Here is a 25,116-nt window from a genome sequence, read left to right as displayed (position 1 = left end):
TGACCTTACCGGTTCAGCGGGCTCTTTTATGGGCGACGACTCAGTGCGCCACAGCCGCCTGCTCATCCATCTTCTGGCGCAGGCTCAATGGACGCATGTCGGTCCAGGTCTCTTCGATATAGGCCAGGCATTCCTTTTTCAGCCCGCTTTTGCCCACGGTGCGCCAGCCCTGCGGCACGGCTTTGTAATCGGGCCAGATCGAGTATTGCTCTTCATGGTTGACCACGACCTGAAAGAGGATGTCCTCGCGGTCGAATACTGAAGTCATGCTGTCTCTCCATCGATGTTGGGCGGGCTGCGCCGTGTGCGCAGCCGTTATGTAGAAGGAACGTTGCGCGGCTCGAAAAATTTACTGATCGCGGGTGGCAGCAGCCAGGGCCCGGCCGAAAATACCGGCCACCTGATCGATTTCCGCAGCGCTGATCACCAGTGGTGGCAGGAAGCGCACCACCGCGCCATGGCGGCCACCGAGTTCCAGGATCAAGCCACGCTTGAGGCATTCGCGCTGTACCTGGGGTGCCAGGCGGGCGAAGGCCGGCGGGTGACCTTGGGCATCCAGTGCGCCCGTCGGATCGACCAGTTCGACACCGAGCATCAAGCCACGCCCACGAATATCACCCAGTTGCGGGAAGTCCCGTTGCAGGATGCGCAGGTGCTCGGCCAGGCGCTCGCCCATGGCGGCGGCATGCTCGCAGACCTTGTGTTCAACCAGATAACGCATCACTGCGGAACCGGCGGCCATGGCCATCTGGTTGCCACGGAAGGTTCCGGCGTGGGCGCCCGGCAGCCAGGTGTCGAGCCATTCGCGGTAGACCACCACCGCCAGCGGCAGGCTGCCGCCGATGGCCTTGGACATCACCACGACATCGGGAATGATCCCGGCGTGTTCGAAGGCAAACATCTTGCCGGTACGGGCGAATCCGCTCTGGATTTCATCGACGATCAGGGCGACGCCCGCCTTTTCGGTGATCCGCCGCACACCGCGCAACCAGTCCAGGTCGGCCGGGATCACTCCACCCTCGCCCTGCACCACTTCCACGATCACCGCCGCCGGCAATTGCACCCCGGCCTCGGGGTCATTGAGCAGGTTTTCCAGATAACTCAGGTTGGCTTTCACCCCTTGCGCACCGCCCAGCCCGAACGGGCAGCGGTAATCGTAAGGGTACGGCATGAACTGCACGCCGCTGCCGAGCAAGGCGCCCAGCGGCTTCTTCGGCCCGAGGCTGCCCATCAGGCTCAACGCGCCCTGGCTCATGCCGTGATACCCGCCCTGGAACGAGATCACGGTGCTGCGGCCAGTGGCGGTACGCACCAGCTTCAGGGCGGCCTCCACGGCGTCGGTGCCCGTGGGACCGCAGAACTGGATCTTCGCTTCAGCGGCCAGGGCAGGCGGCAGCAGGCCGAACAGGTCCTGGACGAACTGATCCTTGACCGGGGTGGTCAGGTCCAGGGTGTGCAGCGGCAGCTCATCGGTCAGCACTTGCTGGATGGCCTGGATCACCACCGGGTGGTTGTGGCCCAGGGCCAGGGTCCCGGCACCGGCCAGGCAGTCGATGAACGTGCGGCCTTCGACGTCTTCGACGTAAATACCCTTGGCGCGCTTGAGCGCCAGGGGAATGCGTCGCGGATAGCTGCGGGCGTTTGATTCCTGCTGGCTCTGGCGGGCCAGCAGCGGTGATTCGTTGAATTGATAAAGCGTCTCGGCAGACGTCGGAGCGACCCGGGCCGGCTGATCTTCGATAAGGCTGGTAGCGACTGACATCTCTCGACCCCTCAATACGGTTTTCCTGTTCTGGAAACGCATCAGCGGGGTGGGGATTTAGACTTTCAATCCGCTTTCTTGGCGGTCACCGCAATACCCCTGTGGGAGCGGGCTTGCCCGCGAAGGCGGTGCAACAGTCAACAATGATGTTGAATGTAATGGCCTCTTCGCGAGCAAGCTCGCTCCTACAGGGGGTTGTGGTGTTTTTCAGGCAGGTTGCAACGGCATCGTCAGTTCGACCCGCAAACCGTCCGGTCGGCTATCGAATTGCAGCGTACAACCGCAACGCTGAACGATGGCCTGGACAATCGCCAGCCCCAGGCCGCAACCCGTGCTCTGGCCGTTGCGCCAGAAGCGTTGGGTCAAGTGCTGCAAATCCTCTTCGGCAATCCCCGGCCCATGGTCGCGCACCACGAATTGCACACGATTGCCGGTGGTTTCCAGGCTCAACTCCACCGCTTTGTCGGCGGGAGTGTGGCGCAGTGCGTTGTCGAGCAAATTGCGCAGCGCCGCGATCGACAGCACGGCGGGCATTTGTACTGGCGCAGCGGAGACCTTGCCCGGCGCCTGAAACCTGATGCGCTGGCGATCACCGCTCGCCGCATCCTGGATCGCCAGTTTTGCAACTTGCTCGGCGTTGCACTGCACACCGTCGTCAAACGACAGGCTGCCCTCGACCCGCGCCAGCAACAGCAATTGCTCGAGGGTGCGGTGCATGCGATCCGCCCCTTCTTCGGCGCGCGCCAGGGATTGGTCCCGGGCACTACCGTCGGTCATGCGCGCCACTTGCAGGTGGGTCTTGATGGCGGTCAGCGGGCTGCGCAACTCGTGGGCCGCGTCACCGGTCAGGCGACGTTCGCGCTCGATGGTCTTGCCGATACGCTGGAGCAACTGGTTCTGGGTTTCCAGCAAGGGTTGCAGCTCGCTGGGCAATGGCTGGATCTGCAAGGGTTCCAGGGAGTCGGCGCTGCGGCGCATCAAGGCGTCGCGCATGCGGTTGAGCGGCGCCAGCCCCTGGCCGATGCCCAGCCAGAGCAGGCACAGGCAACCGAGCAGTGCCACGCCCACCGGTACCGAAGCGGCCAGCAGGATCGACATATTCAACGCCTCACGCTCGATCTGCCGGTCGGCGGTGGTGATGCGCAGATCGCCCCTGGCCAGTGTGAAACTGCGCCACGGCGCGCCGTCGATCATCTGATCGTGAAAACCCAGCTTCTCGGCCTCCAGAGTCTGCTGCGGATCGGTGTGGCTGCGGGCCAGGATTTCACCGCGCAACGAGCTGACCTGGCACGCCATGCCACCCGGTATGTTCAGTTGTTCGGCGCTGAAGTGGGTGCCCTCGCCCTTGCTCGACACGGGCGGCAGTTGCTCCATCAGGCCGGCGACCATGCGTGCCGACGCCACCAGGCGCTGGTCGAGGGAAAACATCATTTGATTGCGCAAATCGCTGAGCATCCAGGCCGCGGCCAGGGCCCAGATCAGCGCAAACGCGGCGCCGAGTGTCAGGCTCAGGCGCAAACGCAGACTCATCACTTCGATTCTTCTCCGCCATCAGCCGGCCCCAGGCGATAGCCCAGGCCGCGCACGGTCTCGACAATGCCATTGCCAAGCTTGCGCCTTAGGTGATGGATATGGACATTGAGGGCGTTGCTTTCCAGCTCGTCGTTGAAACCGTAGACGCTGTCTTTCAGTTGCTCGGTGGACAAGACTCGGCCACGATTATGCAACAAGGCTTGCAGCAGCGACTGCTCGCGACGCGAGAGGTCCACCGGCTGGCCAGCGAGTGTGGCTTCGCGACTGCTCGGGTCGTAGGTCAGGGCGCCGTGTTCGATCAGGTTGACGCTGCGCCCCGCCACCCGTCGCAACAGCGTGTGCAGGCGCGCAGCGAGTTCGCGCAGGTCGAAGGGTTTGAGCAGGTAATCATCGGCACCGGCCTGCAGGCCATCGACGCGGTCGGTGACCGAATCCCGCGCAGTGAGGATCAAAACCGGCAACTCCAGGCCCTGATGGCGCAACTGCTGCAGCAGCTTGAGGCCGTCTTCGTCCGGCAGCCCGAGGTCGAGCACCATGACATCGAACTCCGCCACCTTGAGCATCGCCCGGGCGGTGGACGCCGTGGCCACGTGCTCCACGGTCAGGCCCTGGGCGGTCAGGCCGGCGACGATGCCGCTGGCGATCAGCTCATCGTCTTCGCAAACCAGTACGTGCATGGGGAGCCTCGTAGAAATAAAGCTGATTAAGCCTTTGACCGATTAAGTCGACATTATGCCGCAGACGCCATCGCCACAAGGCCGGGACGGTTAATCATCGGTTAATCGCCACCCGCCACTGTGCACCTCACTAGTACCGGGAAAAGGCTTATCCATGCGTCGTCTGTTTTTACTGTTCACCCTTTTGATCACGGGCCTGGCCCAGGCGGCAATCAATCCGTTCGACACCAAACCTGAATTTCTCCCGGTTGATAAAGCCTTCACCTTTACCTCTGAACGCCTGGAATCCGGTGAAACCCAGCTCTATTGGCAAATCACCGACGGCTACTACCTGTACCAGAAGCGCTTTAAGTTCGACGGATTGCCTGTCGGGCAGCATCCTGCGTTGCCGGAAGGTGAAGTCCACAGCGACGAGTTTTTCGGTGAACAACAAGTCTACCGCCAGGGTCTGGAACTGAAGATACCGGCGGGTGCCAGCGGCCAGGTCAAGGTCAGTTACCAGGGTTGTGCCGATGCCGGTTTGTGTTATCCGCCGCAGACCAGGGTCGTGGACCTGGGCAATACCAACGTGCAGAGCGCGGCCAACGAAGCACCGGACCAGGCGCTGGCCAGCGGCCTGCAGCAACGGGCGCTGGGCTGGAGCCTTGTGCTGTTCTTCGGCCTGGGCTTGTTGCTGGCCTTCACCCCCTGTTCATTGCCGATGCTGCCGATTCTGGCGGGATTGATCGTCGGCAGCGGCGCCACCCCCAAGCGCGGTTTTGCCTTGGCCGGCAGTTACGTGGTCAGCATGGCGCTGGTGTATGCGGCGATGGGTGTCCTGGCCGCCTCCCTGGGGGCGAACCTGCAAGCCTGGTTGCAGAACCCCTGGCTGCTGGGCAGTTTCGCGGCGATTTTCGTGTTGCTGGCGCTGCCGATGTTCGGCTACTTCGAGCTGCAACTGCCGGTGGCCGTGCGTGATCGCCTGGAAAACGTCTCGCGCAATCAACGCGGCGGCAGCCTGATCGGCGCCGGGGTGCTGGGCGCGTTGTCCGGTCTGCTGGTCGGGCCCTGCATGACCGCACCGCTGGCCGGCGCCCTGCTCTACATCGCGCAAAGCGGTAACGCGTTGCATGGCGGATTGATTCTGTTTGCCATGGGCATCGGCATCGGCGTACCGCTGCTGTTGCTGGTGACCGTGGGCAATCGCTTCATGCCCAAGCCGGGCGCGTGGATGAACCTGGTCAAAGGCATTTTCGGCTTCCTGTTCCTCGCCACCGCCTTGCTGATGTTGCGGCCGGTGCTGGACGAATCCCTGTGGGTCGGCTTGTGCGGGGCGTTGTTGTTGATTGCAGCGTACAGTGCCTGGAAACAGTCGGAAGGTTTCGGCCGCATTGCCCACCTGTTTGGCGCCAGTTCGTTGCTGCTCGGTTTGTGGGGCGGCCTGCTGGTAATCGGGGCGGCCGGTGGCAGTGACGATCCGTTCAAGCCGTTGCAGATCTTCCGCGCCTCGAACCAGGCGGTGGCCGCCGTGCCGGTTGGCCACGATGCCTTCACCACCATCAAGGATCCGCAGGCATTGCAACGGGAGCTCGACGCCGCGCAGGCGCAGGGCCAGTGGGTGCTGCTGGACTACTACGCTGACTGGTGTGTGTCGTGCAAGGTCATGGAAAAGCAGGTCTTCGGCAACACCAGTGTCCTGCAGGCCTTGAGCGATGTGCGCTTGCTCCGCCTGGACGTCACCGCCGACAATGCCGCCAGCCGCGAGTTGCTCGGCCGTTACAAAGTGCCAGGGCCACCGAGCCTGCTGTGGATTGGCGCCGACGGTGAAGAACGACGCAGCCAGCGCATCACCGGCGAGGTCGATGCCGACACTTTCCTGCAACGCTGGATTACCACCCGAGACGCCCGTTAATGCTGACCTTCACCCTCGGCACCTTTGCCATCGCGCTCAATCACCTGCTGCTGATCAGTGCGCTGGCGCTGGCCACTTTTGTCGGCTGGCGGGTGGCCAAGCGTGGCGGAGAAAACCCCGAGTCCGCGCTGTTCAGCCTGTTCCTGCTGGGCATGCTGGCGGCCCGGATCAGTTTCGTGGCGGTCTATTGGGCGCACTATCGCAATGATCCGTGGCAGATCATCGACCTGCGCGATGGCGGTTTTCTCGCCTGGCCGGGGGTGATTGTCGTGCTGCTCGCCACGCTGTATCGCGGCTGGCGTCGCCCGGGTCTGCGCCGCCCACTGGGTTTTGGCGCGGCCAGCGGCCTGGCGTTCTGGCTGTTGGCAACGTTCTCCCTGTCGATTTATGAACAAGGCACACGCCTGCCGGAAATCACCTTGCGCAACGCCGCCGGTGAAACCGTGCAACTGGCCGACTACAAGGGCGGCCCGTTGGTCATCAATCTCTGGGCCACCTGGTGCCCGCCGTGCCGCCGGGAAATGCCGGTGCTGGAAAGCGCCCAGCAACAACGTCCGGACCTGACGTTCCTGTTCGTCAACCAGGCGGAAAGCATGCAAAGCGTCGCGACCTTTCTGGAAACCCAGGGCCTGAGCCTGTCCAACGTGCTGTTCGACGGCGGCGGGCGACTGAGCCAGGCCGTCGGTTCCATGGCATTGCCGACTACGCTGTTCTACAGCCCCGAAGGTCGCCTGCTGGGCAGCCATCTGGGTGAGCTGTCAAACGCCAGCCTGGCTCGCGCACTGGAAAACTTCGACACCGTACCCGCCACCTCTTCAAGGAAACTGCCATGCCCCGCCTCCGCCACCTGCTGACCCTGAGCCTCGGTGTCGCCCTATTGCACCTGCCGTCGGTGCAGGCCGAAGAGTTGCCCGATGCGATCAGGAAAATCGAGGCCAAGGGCGCGAAAATCGTCGGCCAGTTCGATGCCCCTGACGGCTTGCGCGGGTATGCCGCGCAATACCAGGGCCGCGGCATGGCGCTGTACCTGACCCCGGATGGCAAACACGTGTTGCTGGGCAACCTGTATGACGCCGAGGGCAATGACCTGAGCAGCGCGCCATTGCAGAAACTGGTATATGCGCCGATGGCCAAGGAAGTCTGGACCAAGTTCGAAACCAGTAACTGGATCGGTGACGGCAAGAAGGATGCGCCGCGCGTGGTGTACCTGTTCAGTGACCCGAACTGCCCGTACTGCAACATGTTCTGGGAACAGGCCCGGCCGTGGGTCAAGGCCGGCAAGGTGCAGTTGCGCCACATCATGGTGGGCATCATCCGCGAAGACAGCCCGGGGAAATCCGCCGCACTGCTTGCCGCCAAAGACCCGGAAAAAGCCCTGCAGGATCACGAAGCCGCCGGCAAGGGCAGCTCGCTCAAGGCCTTGAAGGAAGTCCCGCCAGCGATTCAGGCAAAGTTCGCGGCCAACATGCAATTGATGGAAGAGCTGGAGTTGCAGGCGACCCCGGCGATTTTCTACATGGACGACAAGGGTAATCTGCAACAACAGCAAGGCGCGCCGTCGCCGGACAAACTGGAGAAGATTCTCGGGCCGAAGTAAGTAACCCGCCGTCGGATTCACGGTGATCACACTGACGCCATCGCGGGCAAGCCCGCTCCTACAGGAGCCTATGGTGTTCACAAAATCTGTGTTCGCCACCTGCCCTTGTGGGAGCGGGCTTGCCCGCGATGAGGCCAGCACAACCGACTAAACTCTCTCGGCCAAAAATGCCAGCAGGGTTTCGGTCACGAACTGCGGATTCTCCAGACTGGAAATATGTCCCGCCTCCGGCACCAGCACCCACGGGCAGCCAATCAGCTCAGCCATTTCACGGGCTTCCTCCGGCGGACGCGGAATGTCCTGATCACCGCACATCACCAGTGTGCTGGCACCGTCCAGCTCGCCCAGCCGGTTCATACAGTCATCACGACCAAAGGTAATGCGCCCCATCGGCACGATGCTTTCACGCAGGCGATCGGCGGGCAAGGCAGCCAACGCAGCACGGAAGTTGCGATACAGCGCCGATTGCGGGTCGATACCGGGGCGAAAGAAGATCGGCACCACGATGTCCAGCAGCGCAGGAGTGATGACACCCGCCTCTTCGATCTGCTTCAACAGTGAAAAGTAATACTGGCGGGTCGGCTCAGGTTCAGCGCCGACGTAGGTGTCCATCAGCACCAGCCCGTTGATCCGGTGTGCAGCCGATAAGGCCAGGCGCGTTCCCCACATGCCACCGACCGACAAACCGACCAGCGTGACCCGCTCGATGTCCAGATGATCGAGCAAGACCAATGCCTGACGCGCCAGGTCATCCAGCGATGCAGTGCCGACAGGCAACGGCCCGGATTGACCGTGCCCCCACAGGTCCAGGGCTATCACGCGATACTGTTGCGCCAGCGCGGCAATCTGCGGCGCCCACATGCTCTGATCCCACAGGTAACTGCCGGCCAGCAGCACCGCCGGGCCGGTGCCTTGATCAATGTAGTGAAGGGCTTGTCCGTCTATCGTTACGAAGGGCATCGACTGTCTCCGCGGGAAAAATTGAACCGGAAGACTGAGCGGCTGACCGGTCGCAGTCAATCGCCAGAATGTATGCGTTTGTATAAGCGTCACCACGGGCGGGCGCTCGGAGCCATTGGTCGGAATCACCTTTTTACGCCAGTAAAACTGTCAACTCTGACAGTAGCCGCCCCCCTGTTTCGAGTGCATACCTAACCACTGCCAAAATCGTCGATCTACCGACAGGAGTGGTTACCGTGGCTAAAAAACAATCGCCGGAATTGCCGTACCCCACAGTCAAGTACGCAACCAGTGAGAATCTGCTCTATCCCCTGGATGCCATGAATGGCACCAAGGTCACCGTTGCCTTTGAAGGCATGAGCAAAGGACACAGGATTCAATTGCATTGGGACGGGCCATCAGGTGCAGGCAGGCCAACACTGCCGGTAGTCGATGGCCGTGCCAGTGGCAGTGTGGTAATTGCGATCGATGCGTCAGTCATCGGTGCCTGTGTCGGTAAAACCATTCCCGTTTGGTACACCGCGACACTGGACGATCAGACGCTAGAGTCTTACCGACTGGAACTGACGGTCGAAATGATTCATCCCGAGCATTTGCCGGCACCTTTATTCCGCGACCTGCAATGGGTTGAAGGCGATTGGTGGCTGGACATGCGTTGGTTTGCCGGCAATGCCCGGATCGCCCTGCCAAAGTGGCCCCTCATTGCCGCCGGACAGCGTTTGTGGATCCTTGCCGTCGGCAATGAGCACCAGATTGGCAACTACCGTTTCGATTGGGTGGTGGAAAACCATGTTGTAACGACGCAAGAGGCTGACGCTGAAGACAGGTTTGAACTGGAGCTCTCGCGCACCTGGCTGGCCGGTTGTGAGGACTATTCCTCCGTCACCTTGAATGTGGCCGTGACGTTCGACGGTGCGCCCGGTACACCGCCGTTAGATCCTTCGGTTTCTCTCCTGCCGGAAAACGCCCATGAGCTGCTTCACACTACCGCCAAGCTACGGGTGACTGAAATTGAGGAGTTCGACGACTTTGAAAGCTATCCAAAAAAGGAGTTTCTCAGACCTGGCAGTACTATCGACACACGTCTTTTAAAGCTCGAACTGCCTCAAGACTCTCACACGGGCATCGGGCTCCATGTCGTGCGAACAGAACCCGAAGACTTCCCGGAAATGCTTAAGGGAAAGGCGTTGGCGCTGTGCTGCGGAGGTGCATCGGAACAATTGCGGCGAGCACGCTTACCGCTCAAATGGAAGTGCAGCCGCATCAGGTTTGCCTACGCGACAACCGGCGAAGGCGCGACCTTCAAGTTCATCGGCGAGGATGATTTATTGCTTGAGGAGCGCTGGGTTGAAAGCCGGACCTGGGTGAATTTTCAGGCCCCGCAAGGTCGCCTGCTCCATTGCATCGAAGTGGAAAGTCTAAAGCACGGATCTATCGATAACCTGACCATCTGGCATAAGGGCGACCCCAATCCCGTCTGAGCATCCGACAGTACGTCGATGCAGTGAGCATCGACGTACTGTCTGCGTGGCCCGTTCAACAGTAATGGAGATCTACAACCCTTCCAGCTCCGCCATCAGGTCATTCAGGCGATCCACCTTCTCCTCGGTGATCTCGCTGGCCGCCAATCCGTCGATGTACCCGGCCAACTCCTCCACCGTGCTGCACTCGAACATCGCCCGCAACGGCACGTCCCGTTGCAGGGTTTTCTGCACCCGCGAGGCGATCTGCGTGGCCAGCAGCGAATGCCCGCCCAGTTCGAAGAAGTTGTCGCGAACACCCACCTTCTCGACCTTCAGTACCTCAGCCCAAATGTCCGCCAGGGTCTGCTCCAGATCATTGCGCGGCGCCTGGTAATCCTGGCTCTGCATCTGACCAATCTCCAATGCCGGCAGGGCTTTGCGGTCCAGTTTGCCGTTGGCGTTCAGCGGCATCTTGTCCAGCCACAGCCAGTGCAGCGGCACCATGTATTCCGGCAATTCGGCGCGCAGGCGTTGCTTGATCCGCTCCAATCCCTCGGCCGGACTCAACGCCACCTGCGCCGCGACCAGATAGCCCACCAGATGCTTGCCGTTCGCCCCTTCCTGCACACCCACCGCCGCATCGCGGACTTCCGGTTGTTCATGCAGGCGCGCCTCGATTTCACCCAGCTCGATGCGGTAGCCGCGAATCTTCACCTGATGGTCGATGCGCCCCACGTACTCCAGCACGCCGTCACTGCGACGGCGGGCCAGGTCGCCGGTGCGATACAGGCGCTCGCCCGGCGCGCCGAACGGGTTCGGCACAAACACCGGAGCCGTGCGCAGCGGGTCGCTGACATAACCGCGCCCGACCCCGGTGCCGGCGACACACAGTTCACCCACCGCACCCAGCGGCACCAGTTTCAGTGCACCATCGAGCACATACAACAGGTTATTGTCGGTCGGCGTACCGATCGGCAAATAGCTGCCGCGGGTCGAGGCCAGGTCGACACGGAAGAACGCCACATCATCCGAGCACTCCGCCGGACCGTAGGCATTCACCAGGCCGATCTGCGGATAACGCAGCAACCATTGGTGCGCCAGTTCCGGCGGCATCGCCTCACCGGTTGGCAGCATCCAGCGCAGGCCGTCGAGGCTCATGCGCTCCTGGGCGAGCATGCCCTGGATCAGCGATGGCACGCTTTCCAGCACGCTGATGCCCTGGGCCGCAACATGCGCCAGCAAACCCTGCGGATCGTGGGCGATGGTGTTCGGCACGATATCCACCCGTGCGCCGAACAGTGGCGCGGCGAGGAACTGCCACACGGAAATGTCGAAGCTTTGCGAGGCGGTCTGGGCGATCACGTCGGCGGCGCTCAGGTTCAGGTACGGCACTTTGCTCAATTGGTTATTGAGCATGCCGCGCTGCTCGACCATCACGCCTTTGGGCAAACCGGTGGAACCGGAGGTGTAGATCACATAGGCCAGGTTGTCCGCACCGCTGTAGATGCCGGGATTGTCCGCCGACAGCGCAAGGGCCTGGACCTCCTCCCAGACCAGCAGCCGTGGCCGGCCGGCGCAGCTTAACTCGTCAAGCAAGGCCTGCGCCTGTTCACGGCACGCTTGCGTGCACACCAGCAGTGGCGTGCGGCTCAGTTCGATGATCCGGCTCAGACGCTGGCTCGGCAGGCCCGGGTCCAGCGGCAGGTAACCCGCGCCGGCCTTGAAGCTGCCGATGATCATGCCGAGCAAATCGAGGCTGCGTTCGGCCAGCAATGCCACCGGTTGATCGCGCCCGACACCGGCGGCGATCAATGCATGACCGAGACGGTTACTGCGCTGGTTCAGCTCCAGATAACTGTACTGCCGGTCAAGACAGGTGGCGGCAATCCGCTGAGGGTGGCGGGCGACCTGCGTCTCAAACAATGAAACGTAGCTCTGCTCCAGCGGATACTCGTGTTCGCTCTGGTTGCAACCATGGAGGAGGAAGTCCTGCTCCTCGGCCCCCAGCAACGGCAGGTCGGCCATGTCGCCGTGGAAACCTTCCACCAGCGCCAGCAGCAAACGCTTGAACTCGCCGAGCATGCGCTCGACCGTGGCTTCATCGAAATAGCGCTGGTCGTAGGACAGGTGCAAGCCCAGGTCATCCCCCGGATAGCACACGGCCGTCAGCGGGAAGTTGGTGTGGGTCCGGCCCGAATCCGAGGTCGCGTTGAGGCTCTGCGCACGGTCCAGCACCGAGACTTCCACCGGGGCGTTTTCGAACACGAACAGGCTGTCGAACAGTGGCTGGCCTTTGGGAAGCTCGCTTTGCTCCTGGATGTTCACCAGCGGCAGGTATTCGTATTCACGCAGTTGCATGTTGCTGTCGAGCAGACCGCTGAGCCACTGGCGCACGCTGCATCGCTGGCCGTCCTCGGGCATCTTCACCCGCAGCGCGATGCTGTTGATGAACAGGCCGACGGTGCGCTGCATCTGCGGCATCTCCACCGGACGCCCGGCCACGGTGACGCCGAACAGCACGTCGCGATCATCGCTCAAGCGTCGCAGCACCAGCGCCCACGCCGCCTGGGCGAAGGTGTTGATGGTCAGCTGATGGGCCTGGGCCAGTTCGCGCAATTGCGCACCGTCGCGGGGATCGAGCCGTGTGTAGCGGTCGCCGACGATCATGCCGCCACTGTCACCCGCATGTTCACGCAGGAACGGCCGGTCGCTCGGGATCGGCGTGGTCCGCTCAAACCCCTGCAGGTTGGTTTTCCACCATTGCCGCGCTTCGTCCAGGCTCTGGCGTTGCAGCCAGCCAATGTAGTCTCGATAACGCGATACAGGCCCAAGCTGCGCTTCCCGGCCTTCGCCGAGGGCGCTGTAGATCTCGAAGAAATCGTTCATCAGCAGCGAGCGGCACCAGGCATCGATGAGGATGTGATGATTGCTCATCATGAACCAGAAGCGCGCCGCGCCCACACGGATCAGACGCAAGTGGAACGGCGCCTGGTTGAGCAGATCGAACCCGGCCTCGCGTTCGGTCCTGAGCAAGGTTTGCAGCTTCGGCTCTTGCTCGGCTTCGGCGATATCACGCCAGTCGAGGTACTCGATCGGTGTGCTGCCCGGTTTGTGGATCACCTGCAGCATGTCCGCGCCGACGTTCCAGCAGAACGACGCGCGCAACGCTTCGTGGCGGGCGACTACGGCTTGCCAGGCCTGGGCGAAACGCTGCGGATCCAGCTCGCTGTTGATGCGGTAGCGGTCCTGCATGTAGTACAGGCCGGTGCCCGGCTCCAGCAAGGTGTGCAACAGCATGCCTTCCTGCATCGGGGTCAACGGGTAGACGTCTTCGATAGCGGCGGCCGGGACTGGCAGCGCATCCAGTTGCGTCTGATTGAGCTGCGCCAGCGGGAAGTCCGACGGCGTCAGGCCTCCGGCGTCGTCGCGCAGGCAATGCTCGATCAGACTGCTCAACTCACCGAGGTAGGCATCGGCCAACTCGCCGATGGTTGACGGATCGAAGCGTTCGGCGCTGAAGGTCCAGCGCAATACCAGTTCACCGCCATACACCTGACTGTCGACGCTCAGCTCATTGGGCAACGGGGCATTGGCATCGTGGGCCGCGCCGATGGCTTCATCCAGTGGATGGAACAGCGCGTCCGCGCCGAAGCTCTGGTCGAACTGGCCGAGGTAGTTGAAGGTGATCGGTGCCTGCGGCAACGCCGCCATGCTGTGGCGACTCGGCTCATCGGCGAGGTAACGCAGCACGCCATGACCCAGGCCCTTGTGCGGCACGGCACGCAGCTGTTCCTTGATCGCCTTGATCGACGCGCCCTGCCCGGCGGCTTCTTCGATGTTCGACGGCGTCAGGCGCAGCGGATAAGCACTGGTAAACCAGCCCACCGTGCGGGTCAGGTCGATGTCGTCGAACAGCGCTTCGCGGCCGTGACCTTCCAGCTGAATCAGCGCCGATGGCTGACCGTTCCAGCGACACAGCACGCGGGCCAAAGCGGTCAACAGCAAGTCGTTGACCTGGGTGCGATAGGCACTTGGCGCCTGTTGCAGCAACTGCCGCGTACGCTCGCTGTCGAGACGCACGCTGACGGTTTGCGCATGACGGTTTTGCCGCCCGCCTTCAGGGTGATCGCAGGGCAAATCGGCACTTGGCCCGGCCAGTTGCGCCTGCCACCAGCCCAGCTCTTCGCGCAGGGACTCACTGCCGGCGTAGGCCTGCAAGCGTGCTGCCCAGTCCTTGAAGGCGCTGGTTTTCGCCGGCAGCTTCACCGACTGCCGCGCCTCCAGTTGGCGATACACGGTTTGCAGGTCATCGAGCAGCACCCGCCACGACACACCGTCCACCACCAAGTGGTGAATGGCGATAAACAAGCGTTGCTGACCCTCAGGTCCATCGACCAGCAACACGCGCAGCAAGGGCCCCTGTTCAAGGTCGAGACTGCGCTGGGCATCGGCGAACAAGGCCGCGCATTTATCCATCGACGAAACGCGCACTTGCCACAACACCGGCGCATCGAAAACTGGCTGGTGCAAGGCCTGCCACTGGCCGGCAACCTTGCCAAAACGCAGGCGCAAGGCGTCGTGCTGTTCGATCACCGCCAGCAACGCTTGCTCCAGGCGATGAGATTCCAGCACCACCGTCGGTTGCAACAACAACGCCTGGTTCCAGTGTTGGCGTTGCGCGATATCGGTGTCGAAGAACCAGTGCTGGATCGGTGTCAGGCGCGACTCGCCCATGATCAAACCCTGCTCGGCGTTGGCCTGCTCGCTGCGGGTGGCCACGGCGGCGAGGGTCTGCACGGTCTGGTGCTGGAACAGGTCACGAGGGCTGAAGTGAATGCCCTGCTGCCGCGCCCGGCTGACCACCTGGATCGACAGGATCGAGTCGCCGCCCAGTTCGAAGAAGTTGTCGTTGAGACCGACCTGCTCGACGTTCAGCACTTCGCACCAGATCTGCGCCAGCGTGACTTCGAGCTCGTTGGTCGGCGCCACGTAGTCTTGGCGATTCAGCTCCGGGTCCGGTGCCGGGAGCGCGCGGCGGTCGAGTTTACCGTTGCCGGTCAACGGCATGCTCGCCAGCAGGATCAGGTGCGTGGGCACCATGTAATCCGGCAGTTGCGATTTCAGATGCGCCTTGAGGGCTTCGCGCAACATCGATTGCTGCGCTTCGTCCTGTTCGGCGACATCCGTCACCAGATAGCCGACCAGTTGCTTGCCGCTCGGTGCGTCAAGCGCCAGCACGACCGCCTCACGGACTGCATCATGGTCCAGCAGGCGGGTTTCGATTTCACCGAGCTCGATGCGGAACCCGCGAATCTTCACTTGATGGTCGATGCGTCCAAGGTATTCCACCAGGCCATCGGCACACTGGCGCACAAGGTCACCGGTGCGATAGATACGCCCGCCATCGGCGGCAAACGGATCGGCCACAAAGCGCTCCGCTGTCATGCCCGGACGCTGGTGATAACCCTGGGCCAGGCCCGCGCCACCGACGTACAACTCGCCCGTCGCGCCTTGCGGCACCAACGCCAGGTCGGCGTCGAGAATGTAGGCCACGCGGTCGCCGATCACACTGCCGATCGGTACGCTGCCTGCGCCCTCTTCCAGCACTTCAGGCGCAAGGCTGGCCAGCGGCATGACCACTGTCTCGGTCGGGCCGTAGGCGTTGAAGAACCGGCTCGGCTTGAACGCTGCACGAATGCGCGCCAAGTGCTCACCGGTCAGCGCTTCGCCGCCGGTGATGATCATGCGCACCGGCAGGGTCTGGTCCTGGGTCGCCAGCCATTGCGCCAACTGGCTGCCGTAGCTCGGCGTGAAACCGAGTACGTTGATGTGATGACGACGGATCAGGCCGCAGATTTCTTCCGCGTCCCACTGCCCTTGTGCTCGCAACACCACGTGCGCGCCACTGAGCAGCGGCACCAGCAAACGCTCGGTGGCGGCGTCGAAGTTGATCGAATAGAAGTGCAGCTCGCAGTCGTCGGGGCGCATACCGAAACGCTCGATCACCGCGCGGCAATGCATGGCGATTTCACCGTGGGACACCACCACGCCTTTCGGTTTCCCGGTCGAGCCCGAGGTGTAGATCAGGTAGGCCTGATGCTGCGCCAGACTGATCAACGGCAGCTCGCTGGCCGGGAAATGGGCCAGTGCAGCGGCGTCTTCTTCAAGACACCAGCGGCCGACAGTCGCCGGCAACTCGCCCAGGGCCTTGAACATCGCCGCATCGCTGAGCAGCAAACCGATGCCGCTGTCTTCGATCATGTAGTGCAAGCGGTCCAGCGGGTATTCCGGATCCAGCGGCACATAGGCGCCGCCCGCCTTGAGGATCGCCAACAGGCCGACCACCATTTCCAGCGAACGCTCGAGTGCCAGGCCCACACGAACCTGGGGGCCGACACCACGTTCGCGCAGCATCCAGGCCAGGCGGTTGGCGCGGCTATCGAGTTCGGCATAGCTCAGGGTCTGCCCGGCGAAGGTAAGGGCCGGCGCGTCCTGGCGCACCAGGGCTTGCTCGGCGAACAGGTAATGGATGCACTGATCCAGCCGATGTTCACCCGGCTCGACGCCGAGGCTGTCGAGCAGAAGCTGTTGCTCGCCGGACGCCAGCAGCGGCAGTTCGCTCAAGCGTTGTTGCGGATCGCCAATCAGCGCCTCCAGCAGGTTACGCCAATGCCCGGCCATGCGGGCGATGCGCGGCTCGTCGAACAAATCGGTGCTGTAGGTCAGGCAGCAACCCAGGCGATGGTCGAGGTCGGTGACTTCCAGGTTGAGGTCGAACTTGGTCGCGCGGGCATCGTTGGCCAGGTACTCGACCGTCATGCCGGCCAGGGTGCGGCTTTGCTGGAATTCCCAGCGCTGCACGTTGCACATCACCTGGAACAACGGGTTGTAGGCCGCACTGCGTGGCGGTTGCAGGGCTTCCACCAGATGATCGAACGGCAGGTCCTGATGGGACTGGCCTTCGATCACCGTGTGCCGCACCTGCTCAACCAGCTCGCCGACAGACATCTGCCCGTCGAGCTGGCAGCGCAGCACCTGGGTGTTGAGGAATGCACCGATCAGCCCTTCGCTTTCCGGACGAATGCGGTTGGCCACAGGCGCGCCGATGCGCAGATCAGTCTGGCCGCTATAGCGGTACAGCAGGGTCGCCAGTACGGCGGTCATGGTCATGAACAGGGTCAGGCCGTGCCGGGCATTGAAGGCACGGACCCGTGCCGCAAGCTCGTCGCTCAGGTCAAAGCGATAGAGCTCACCCTGATGGCTTTGTACCGGCGGACGCGGACGGTCGGCCGGCAACTCCAGCAGCGGATGTTCATGGCCCAGTTGCGTGGTCCAGTAATCGAGCTGACGCTGACGCTCGCCCGACTCCAGCCACTGACGCTGCCACACGCTGTAATCCAGGTACTGCACCGGCAACGGCGCCAGCGGCGACTCACGGTCGTCGACAAAGGCTTCGTACAGCGCGCTGAGTTCCCGGGCAAAGATGTCCATCGCCCAGCCTTCGGTGACGATGTGGTGCAGGGTCAGAACGAAGTAGTGTTCCTGCTCGGCAGTCTTGACCAGGCACGCACGCAGCAGCGGTCCGGTTTCCAGATCAAACGGCTGGTGGGCTTCGTCGTCGGCCAGTTGCTGGACCTGCCACTCACGGTCTTCGGCATCCAGCGCGGTGAAATCCTTCCACGCCATGCGCACGCCGGTCTCCATGTGCACCTGTTGGCGAGCGACACCGTCAACGCTCGGGAACGTAGTGCGCAGGGTTTCATGGCGCATGATCAAGGCTTGCAGCGCCGCTTCGAACCGCGCGACATCCAGCACGCCGCGTAGCCGCGCCATGCCGCCCACGTTATAGGCCGGGCTGTCCGGCTCCATCTGCCAGAGGAACCACATGCGCTGCTGGGAATAGGACAGCGGCACCGCCTGGCGACGGTCGATTGTTTCAATCGGCGGCTGTTTGTTGGTGCTGCCGCTGGCCTGGATCAGGCGGACCTGTTCGGCAAATGCACCCAGTTCGCTGTGTTCGAACAGCGCCCGCAGCGGCAACTCGACGTCACAGGCCTGACGGGTGCGGGAGATGATTTGCGTGGCCAGCAGCGAGTGGCCGCCGAGGGCAAAGAAATCATCGCGCAAGCCGACTGGCGTCAGGCCCAGCACTTCGCGCCAGATGCCGGCGATTTGCTGTTCCAGTTCGGTCACGGGCTCAACGTGTTCGCGAACCTGCCACTGCGGCTCCGGCAAGGCGCGACGGTCGAGTTTGCCGCTCGGGCCGAGGGGCATCTGGTCCAGACGCATCAACTGGGCCGGGACCATATATTCCGGCAGCTGCGCCGTCAGCGCCGCTTTCAGGCGAGTCGTTTGCGCATCGATGGACTCAGCAGTGTCGGTGGTGGTGAAGTAACCGACCAGTTGTCCACCCGCCGCCGTTTCGCGCACCAGCACCACCGCTTGGGCGACACCCTCCTGCGCCAGCAGACGGGCTTCGATTTCCTGTGGCTCGACGCGGAAACCGCGCAGCTTGACCTGCTGATCGAGGCGACCGAGATACTCGATCACGCCATCGCCAGTCCAGCGTGCACGATCACCGGTGCGGTACAGACGCGCGCCGTGCTCGTCCAATGGGTCGACGACAAAACGCTCGGCAGTCAGCCCCGGGCGGCCCAAGTAGCCACGCGCCAGGCCGCTGCCACTGATGCACAACTCACCCGGTACACCGGCCGGCACCGGATTGAGCTCGCTGTCGAGCACGCGGCAGATCACATTGCCCAGTGGCCGGCCAATCGGCGAGCGTTCGCCATCGGCGCTGGAGCACTGCCAATGGGTGACGTTGATTGCGGTTTCGGTCGGGCCGTAACGGTTGTGCAACTGTACGGCCGGCAGTTGCGCCAGCACGCGGTTGCGCAGCTCCGCAGGCAAGGCTTCGCCGCCGGAGAATACGCGGCGCAGGCTGGTGCATTGCGCGCTGAGCGGTTCGTCGATGAACAACGAAAGCAGCGGCGGCACGAAGTGCAGCGTGGTCACCCCGTACGCTTGCACAAGCTGCGCGATGCGATGCGGATCGCGGTGTTCGCCGGGGCCGGCAATCAACAGGCGACTGCCGGTGATCAGCGGCCAGAAGCACTCCCACACCGACACGTCGAAACTGATCGGCGCCTTTTGCATCAGCACATCGGTTTCGTTCAACTGATAGGTTTGCTGCATCCATTGCAGGCGCTCGGCCAGTGCCGCGTGGGTGTTGCCCACGCCTTTGGGTTGGCCGGTCGATCCCGAGGTGTAAATCACATAGGCGAGGTTATCGCCCTGCAGATGCAGGCCCGGCGCCTGGCTTGGCCAGTTGTCCAGGTGCAAGGTGTCCATGGCGATCACACTGACGCCCTGGCTGGCCGGCAAGCGATCGAGCAACCCGGTTTGCGTCAGCAGCAATTCGACACCGCTGTCGCTGAGCATGTAGGACAGGCGCTCGGCCGGGTAGTCCGGATCCAGCGGTACATAGGCACCACCGGCCTTGATGATCGCCAGCAGGCCGATCAGCAGTTGCGGCGAACGCTCGCAGGCAATGGCCACGCAGACGTCCGGGCCGACGCCCTTGTCGCGCAGGTAGTGGGCCAGGCGGTTGGCCTGGGTGTGCAGTCCGGCGAAGTCCAACTGACCGCCGTCCCACAGCAGCGCCGTGCGCTGCGGGGTCAGTCGGGCTTGTTCGTCAAGCCGTTCCGGCAGCCATTGACTGGCCGGTGTGCAGGGTGCAACGGACCAGTTCGCTTGCTGATGGTGCTCAGACTCAGTGAGCAGTTGTAGACCGCCGAGGGCCGTTTGCGGACGCTCGCAGACTTCACGCAACAGGTTGGCGTAATGCTCGGACAGACGCTCGATGGTCGTCGCATCGAACAACTCGCTGGCATAGTCGAAGGACAGGCTCAGGCGACCGTTGCGATCTTCTTCACTGTGCAATTGCAGATCGAACTTGGCTTCCCGGCTGTGCCACGGCAGCTCTTCGGCGAGCAACCCCGGCAGACGCTTCAAGGCACTGAGGTCGCGCTGTTGGTGGTTGAACATGACCTGGAACAAACCCTGTTCACGGGCCTGCGGGAAGGCTTCAAGCAGCTGTTCGAACGGCAAGTCCTGATGCGCTTGCGCACCCAGCGCTGCCTGACGGGTTTGCCCCAGCAGTTCAGTGAACGGCAGCCGTGAATCCACCTCGGCGCGCAGCACCTGGGTGTTGATGAAAAAGCCGATCAGGCCCTGGGTTTCCAGGCGCGGACGGTTGGCGTTCGGCACGCCGATGCGGATGTCACGCTGACCGCTGTAGCGATGCAACAAGGCCTGGAACGCGGCGAGCAGCAGCATGAAGGAGGTCGATTCGTGGGCCTGGGCGGTCTGGCGAATCCCATCGCTGAGGGCCGCGCCCAGACGCACGGTATGGCGGGCGGCGCTGCGCAATTGTTGTGCGGAGCGTGGATGATCGGTGGCCAGGCTCAGGGTCGGATGCTCATCGCCCAGACGGGCTTTCCAGTAGGCCAGTTGCCGCTCGCCCTCCCCTTGCGCCAGCCATTGGCGCTGCCAGCTGGCGTAATCGGCGTACTGCGTCGGCAATGGCGCCAGCAGCGCTTGCTGGCCTTGGGAGGCCGCCGCATACAGGCGCGAGAACTCGTCGATCAGCACATTCAGCGACCAGCCGTCCGCGATGATGTGATGCATCGTCACCAACAACTGATGGTCTTCGTCGTCGAGGCGCACCAGCGTCACCCACAGCAGCGGGCCTTTCTCCAGGTCGAACCGGGTACGCGCCTCGTCCTCACGGATTTGCAGTGCACGGGCCTCACGTTCGGCGGCCGGCAGATCGCTGATGTCGATCGTTTGCAGGTTGAACTCAGCACCCGCAGTGACCTGCTGCAGGGCCACGCCATCACGCTCGAAGAAGCGCGTGCGCAGGGATTCGTGGCGCTCGATCAACTGCTGGAAACTGGCGCGCAATGCGTCCTCGTCCAGTTCGCCACGCAAGCGCAAGGCACCCGGAATGTTGTAGGCGCTGCTGTGGGGGTCGAGTTGCCAGGTGATCCACAAACGGTTTTGTGCCAACGATTGCGGCATCGGTTGCTGGCGCGACAGCGCCGTGATCGCGCCCTGGGCCAGGCCAACGTCCTGTTGCTGACGGGCCACGACATCGGCGAAGGCGCCGAGGGTCGGGGCTTCGAACAGCAGGCGCAGGTTCAACTCCAGTCCCAGCGCTTCACGCAGACGCGCCACCACTTGCGTCGCTGCAATGGAGTTGCCACCGAGCAGGAAGAAATGATCGTCGGCGCCCACCTGCCCGACCTGCAATTGCTCGCACCAAATCCGGCCGATCAGGCTTTGCAGCTCAGAGCCCGACTCGACCTGGCTTGCACTTTCGACGCTGGCCGACGGGAACACCGCGTAGCTGTCGAGGCTGCCGTCCGCCAGTCGACTGCGGCACGCCGAGCGTTGCAATTTGCCGCTGGACGTCTTGGGCAGCGCGCCCGGATTGAGCAGCACCACCATGCTCGGTGCTTCCTGATACGCCTCGGCGACGGCCTGGCGAATGGCTTTGATCAGGGCCTCGGGCGGCAGGATTTTCTGCACGCTGCGGCTGATTTCGGCGGCGATGCCGATGCCCTCCTGACCATCGACCGTGACGGCAAAGGCGGCAACGCGGCCCTTGCGCACCACTTCCACTTCGCTCTCGATGGTCTGCTCGATGTCCTGCGGGTACAGGTTGTGCCCGCGCACGATCAGCATGTCCTTCAGGCGGCCGGTGATGAACAGCTCGCCGTTGCGCATGAAACCCAGGTCACCGGTTCGCAGCCAGGTCTGGCCGGCGTGCCGGACGAACGTCTTGGCTGACGCCTCAGGGTTGCGCCAATAACCGAGGGCGATGCTCGGCCCGCTGGCCCAGACTTCACCGACGGCGTTGTCGGCCTGTTCGCTGAGAGAGACCGGGTCGACGATCAGCACGGCGTGAGCCGGCTGGCTGATGCCACAACTCATGATCGGGCTGCCCTCGCCCGCTTCCACCCGGTTCTGCGCCAGGGCCTGATCGTCCACCCGCAGGTTGCCGATGCCTTCGCCGCGCGCTGTGCCGGCCACGAACAAGGTGGCTTCGGCCAGACCGTAAGAGGCCATGAAGCTGTCCGCGGTGAAACCGCAGGTCGCGAACTTCTCGGCGAAGCGTTCCAGGGTGTCGAGGCGAATCGGTTCGGAACCGGAATACGCCACGCGCCAGCCACTCAGGTCCAGCCGTTCCAAGGCCGATTCGCTGACCCGCTCGCTGCACAGGCGATAGGCAAAATCCGGTCCGCCGCTGATGGTGCCGCCGTATTCGCTGATCGCTTCCAGCCAGCGCAACGGCCGGCCGAGGAAGTACGCCGGCGACATCAATACACAAGGCACGCCGCTGAAAATCGGCTGCAGCAAACCGCCGATCAGGCCCATGTCGTGGTACAGCGGCAGCCAACTGACGATCACATCGTCGGGGTTGAGGTCGATGCCAAAGCCGTGACGAATCAGCAATTCGTTGGCGACCAGATTGCCGTGGCTGACTTGCACGCCCTTGGGCAACGCGGTGGAGCCGGAGGTGTATTGCAGGAAGGCGATGTGATCGTCCTGCAAATCCGCCGCGACCCAGCGTTCGGCCAGTGCGTCGTCGAGGGTGTCGACACACAGCAACGGCGGTGCCCCTTCGATTGACTGCAATGCATCGCGTAGCCCGGCGCTGGTCAGCAGCAAGCGCGGTTGGGCATCGCTGATGATCGACAGCAGGCGTTCCTGGTGATGACGACGCGTCGACTCCGGCGGGTAGGCCGGCACCGCGATCACCCCGGCGTACAGGCAACCGAAGAACGCCGCGACGTAATCCGGACCGCTGGGGAACAACAACACGGCGCGGTCGCCAAAATCTGCTTGAGCCTGCAAGGCGCCGGCAATCGTCCGCGCCCGCTGATCCAGCTCGCGATAACTGAGCACCACAGCCTGTTCCGGGGTCTCGGCAAGAAAACGCAGGGCCACCCGATCCGGCGTCAGGGCCGAGCGGCGCTGAAGGGCTTGGACCATTGTGCTGGGGAGTTCGAACGCGTCGGTCATGAGGTTTCCTGCCTGATTTCGGCTTGGTAGGAGCGAGCCTGCTCGCGAAAATCCGGAGAACACCGCGGGGTGTCAGGTGCCCATCGTCATCGTTGACGACCATCGCGAGCGAGCTCGCTCCTACGGGGTGATGAGGGTTGCGCTGTGCAATTCACCAATGAGAACGGATGACGTCTTGAAATAATTAGTCGCCAGGTTGCAGCGCCAGGCGGGCTGAAGGGGGCGTCAACGTGTCGCAGTTCGCACTCTGCACCTTTGTTGCGCATCAATTCTTTTTCTCATTTGACAATCATTATCATTAAGCCTAATTTGTCGCTCGATTGTGCAGGACGGCCCCCCCCGGTTTATCCCCGTCCCACTAACCTTTTGCAGCAAGGTGATTTCCATGATGGAACCAGTATCCACAAGCAGGTGCGATACACCGCTACTTCAGGCATTCGTCGATAATCGACTGATTCTGGTGAAGATCGCAGCCCGTATTACCGGTTGCCGCTCACGTGCCGAAGATGTTGTGCAGGACGCGTTCTTCCGGTTGCAATCGGCCCCGCCCATCACCAGTTCGATCAAGGCCCAGCTCAGCTACCTGTTCCAGATCGTGCGCAACCTGGCGATCGACCACTACCGCAAGCAGGCGCTGGAGCAGAAGTATTCCGGCCCTGAAGAAGAAGGGCTGAATGTGGTGATCCAGGGTGCGTCACCGGAAACCTCGCACATCAATTTCTCGACGCTGGAGCACATTGCCGATGCGTTGACCGAGTTGCCGAGCCGCACCCGCTACGCCTTCGAGATGTATCGCCTGCACGGCGTACCGCAAAAAGACATCGCCAAGGAACTCGGCGTCTCGCCAACCCTGGTTAACTTCATGATCCGCGATGCGCTGGTGCACTGCCGCAAGGTGTCGGGGAATCGTGGCGATACAGCCGCTCGCCACTAAGATCTGAAATCTGCGTCGCTCCCTTCGCGAGCAAGCCCGCTCCCACAGATTCAGCACACACCCTGTAGGAGCGAGCTTGCTCGCGATAGCGGACTCAAGGTCTATACAGAGCTTGAGCCGTACCTATCAAGCCAGTGCGCACCGATCGAAAAACCGCTCCCGCCCCAATACCATCAAGGCCGCGCGCTTGTGCGGGAAGTCGAACTCTTTCTCGCAGTGAAAGCACTGGTTGTGCATGTACCCGATCATCTTCGCGTTATCGGCACGAGGCTCGGCCACTACGCGCTGCGTGCGTGGATCATCGAGAAACAGGTAATGCACCAGCGCCGATAACCAGCTCGCCACCTTGTGCGGACCGCGATGGTTTTCCTCACCCACCAGCATGTGAATGCCACGGTCGTAATCGCCGGCATCATAGAAGGGTGCGATGCGATCCTCCTTGGCCCAGTAGGCTTCGAAGTATGCGAACGGCTGTTCGTCGAAACACCCGATCAGCGTCAGGGTGTGCGGATCGGCCTCGAGTTTGCTCAGGTATTGGCGATGCTGTTCGAGACTGCCCTGCTCCTGCCAGAAGCTGGCGACACGCGGACTGTTCTGCCAACGATTGAAACGCGCCAGGTCCTGCTCGATTTCCAGGGTACGCAGGGAAATCCAGGCGCCCAGCCGCGCATCGAATCGTCGATACACCTCACCCCGGGGTTTCACTGCTCGCAGCGGATGACGCTTGCCGCCGGTGATGACCATTTGCTGTGGGTAGCTGCCGGTCAGGGAGTGCCCCAGCCATGGCTGCGGCAACTGCCAGAACAAGGTGCGCTCGCAGCAATACTGGCCATTGAAGGGAGTCGGAATCAGCAAACCACTGAGCACAGCTTCGTGCGGCACCTCTTGCAGTTGCCAGACCAGGCGCTGACAGTCGGGGTCGCGGGCGAACAGCCAGTAACAGGCCGCCCATATCGCTTGCCCTTCGGGGTGACTGAAGCGCTCCAGCAATTGCACGTGCAACTCGGGGCCACGATTGAGCCGCAGGGTGAGCAAGGGCTGGCCTTCCAGGCTGAGGCTCAGGCGGCCTTGCGTTTCATCAGCGGCAAGACGACTGCCGGTCGGCAGGCACAGGGCAGTCAGGTCATTCAGATTGGACATGGGGGCGGGCTCACGATAATCGTCGACAGTTCAACGAGGTGACGTCAGCCACGGCGGGAAATTTAGGACA

Annotated in this window: 12 protein-coding genes; 5 read left to right on the top strand and 7 right to left on the bottom strand. The window is 62.7% G+C overall.

Annotated elements, in window-relative coordinates; translation table 11 throughout:
• Nucleotides 1-40: 40 nt before the first annotated feature.
• From KW841_RS22000 to KW841_RS21985, 4 genes are all read right to left on the bottom strand, one after another.
• The gene (locus KW841_RS22000; RefSeq protein WP_057713869.1) at nucleotides 41-268 is read right to left on the bottom strand and encodes an MbtH family protein; all 228 of its coding nucleotides are present in this window, start codon (nucleotides 266-268) and stop codon (nucleotides 41-43) included.
• Between the two features lie 81 nt (nucleotides 269-349).
• Nucleotides 350-1,762: an aspartate aminotransferase family protein gene (locus KW841_RS21995; protein WP_218479728.1), complete on the bottom strand. Its 1,413-nt coding sequence runs from the start codon at nucleotides 1,760-1,762 to the stop codon at nucleotides 350-352.
• Nucleotides 1,763-1,969: 207 nt separating this feature from the next.
• Nucleotides 1,970-3,295 carry an ATP-binding protein gene (locus tag KW841_RS21990; RefSeq protein WP_218479727.1) on the bottom strand — a complete coding sequence of 442 codons (1,326 nt, stop codon included), beginning with the start codon at nucleotides 3,293-3,295 and terminating at the stop codon, nucleotides 1,970-1,972.
• A complete protein-coding gene (locus KW841_RS21985; protein WP_218479726.1) occupies nucleotides 3,292-3,972 on the bottom strand; it encodes a response regulator in 681 nt (226 codons plus the stop codon). The genes KW841_RS21990 and KW841_RS21985 overlap by 4 nt, the downstream gene beginning before the upstream one ends.
• A gap of 154 nt (nucleotides 3,973-4,126) precedes the next feature.
• On the opposite strand from KW841_RS21985, the gene dsbD reads away from it, so the two are divergent.
• The 3 genes from dsbD to dsbG are packed head-to-tail and all read left to right on the top strand — an operon-like array spanning nucleotide 4,127 to nucleotide 7,460.
• Entirely contained in the window at nucleotides 4,127-5,863 is a 1,737-nt protein-coding gene (gene dsbD, locus KW841_RS21980; protein ID WP_218479725.1) for a protein-disulfide reductase DsbD, read from the top strand.
• Nucleotides 5,863-6,717 (top strand): TlpA disulfide reductase family protein, encoded by an 855-nt coding sequence (locus KW841_RS21975; RefSeq protein WP_218479724.1) that lies wholly within the window; start codon nucleotides 5,863-5,865, stop codon nucleotides 6,715-6,717. Before dsbD ends, KW841_RS21975 begins: the two co-directional genes overlap by 1 nt.
• Nucleotides 6,693-7,460, top strand: coding sequence for a thiol:disulfide interchange protein DsbG (dsbG, locus tag KW841_RS21970; protein ID WP_218479723.1), 768 nt, complete (start codon nucleotides 6,693-6,695; stop codon nucleotides 7,458-7,460). Before KW841_RS21975 ends, dsbG begins: the two co-directional genes overlap by 25 nt.
• A 147-nt stretch (nucleotides 7,461-7,607) precedes the next feature.
• On the opposite strand, the gene KW841_RS21965 is transcribed toward dsbG, so the two are convergent.
• Complete coding sequence (locus KW841_RS21965; RefSeq protein ID WP_218479722.1) at nucleotides 7,608-8,420, bottom strand: alpha/beta fold hydrolase; 813 nt, start codon at nucleotides 8,418-8,420, stop codon at nucleotides 7,608-7,610.
• Nucleotides 8,421-8,656: 236 nt separating this feature from the next.
• Here KW841_RS21965 and KW841_RS21960 point away from each other — a divergent pair, with 236 nt between their 5' ends.
• On the top strand, nucleotides 8,657-9,901 hold the full coding sequence (locus KW841_RS21960; RefSeq protein WP_218479721.1) for a hypothetical protein: 1,245 nt from the start codon (nucleotides 8,657-8,659) through the stop codon (nucleotides 9,899-9,901).
• Nucleotides 9,902-9,973: 72 nt separating this feature from the next.
• Here KW841_RS21960 and KW841_RS21955 read toward each other — a convergent pair whose 3' ends face one another.
• A complete protein-coding gene (locus KW841_RS21955; protein WP_218479720.1) occupies nucleotides 9,974-22,972 on the bottom strand; it encodes a non-ribosomal peptide synthetase in 12,999 nt (4,332 codons plus the stop codon).
• Between the two features lie 385 nt (nucleotides 22,973-23,357).
• Between KW841_RS21955 and KW841_RS21950 the strand changes: the two genes are divergently transcribed.
• Nucleotides 23,358-23,906, top strand: coding sequence for an RNA polymerase factor sigma-70 (locus tag KW841_RS21950; RefSeq protein ID WP_218479719.1), 549 nt, complete (start codon nucleotides 23,358-23,360; stop codon nucleotides 23,904-23,906).
• A 126-nt stretch (nucleotides 23,907-24,032) separates the two neighbouring features.
• Here the strand turns inward: KW841_RS21950 and KW841_RS21945 are convergent, their stop codons facing one another.
• A complete protein-coding gene (locus tag KW841_RS21945) occupies nucleotides 24,033-25,046 on the bottom strand; it encodes a GNAT family N-acetyltransferase (RefSeq protein WP_218479718.1) in 1,014 nt (337 codons plus the stop codon).
• Between the last annotated feature and the right edge of the window lie 70 nt (nucleotides 25,047-25,116).

The organism is Pseudomonas sp. PDM28 (assembly GCF_019219115.1).
GTDB lineage: Bacteria > Pseudomonadota > Gammaproteobacteria > Pseudomonadales > Pseudomonadaceae > Aquipseudomonas > Aquipseudomonas laurylsulfatiphila.
The sequence above is the reverse complement of the archived record's forward strand: the minus strand, read 5'-3'. Positions and strand labels throughout refer to the sequence as shown.

What these genes read in the sequence shown, in the direction of transcription:
- KW841_RS22000 (WP_057713869.1), bottom strand. Translation starts at nt 268, where the DNA reads ATGACTTCAGTATTCGACCGCGAGGACATCCTCTTTCAGGTCGTGGTC.
- KW841_RS21945 (WP_218479718.1), bottom strand. Translation starts at nt 25,046, where the DNA reads ATGTCCAATCTGAATGACCTGACTGCCCTGTGCCTGCCGACCGGCAGT.
- dsbG (WP_218479723.1), top strand. Translation starts at nt 6,693, where the DNA reads ATGCCCCGCCTCCGCCACCTGCTGACCCTGAGCCTCGGTGTCGCCCTA.
- KW841_RS21950 (WP_218479719.1), top strand. Translation starts at nt 23,358, where the DNA reads ATGATGGAACCAGTATCCACAAGCAGGTGCGATACACCGCTACTTCAG.
- dsbD (WP_218479725.1), top strand. Translation starts at nt 4,127, where the DNA reads ATGCGTCGTCTGTTTTTACTGTTCACCCTTTTGATCACGGGCCTGGCC.
- KW841_RS21985 (WP_218479726.1), bottom strand. Translation starts at nt 3,972, where the DNA reads ATGCACGTACTGGTTTGCGAAGACGATGAGCTGATCGCCAGCGGCATC.
- KW841_RS21995 (WP_218479728.1), bottom strand. Translation starts at nt 1,762, where the DNA reads ATGTCAGTCGCTACCAGCCTTATCGAAGATCAGCCGGCCCGGGTCGCT.
- KW841_RS21965 (WP_218479722.1), bottom strand. Translation starts at nt 8,420, where the DNA reads ATGCCCTTCGTAACGATAGACGGACAAGCCCTTCACTACATTGATCAA.
- KW841_RS21955 (WP_218479720.1), bottom strand. Translation starts at nt 22,972, where the DNA reads ATGACCGACGCGTTCGAACTCCCCAGCACAATGGTCCAAGCCCTTCAG.
- KW841_RS21975 (WP_218479724.1), top strand. Translation starts at nt 5,863, where the DNA reads ATGCTGACCTTCACCCTCGGCACCTTTGCCATCGCGCTCAATCACCTG.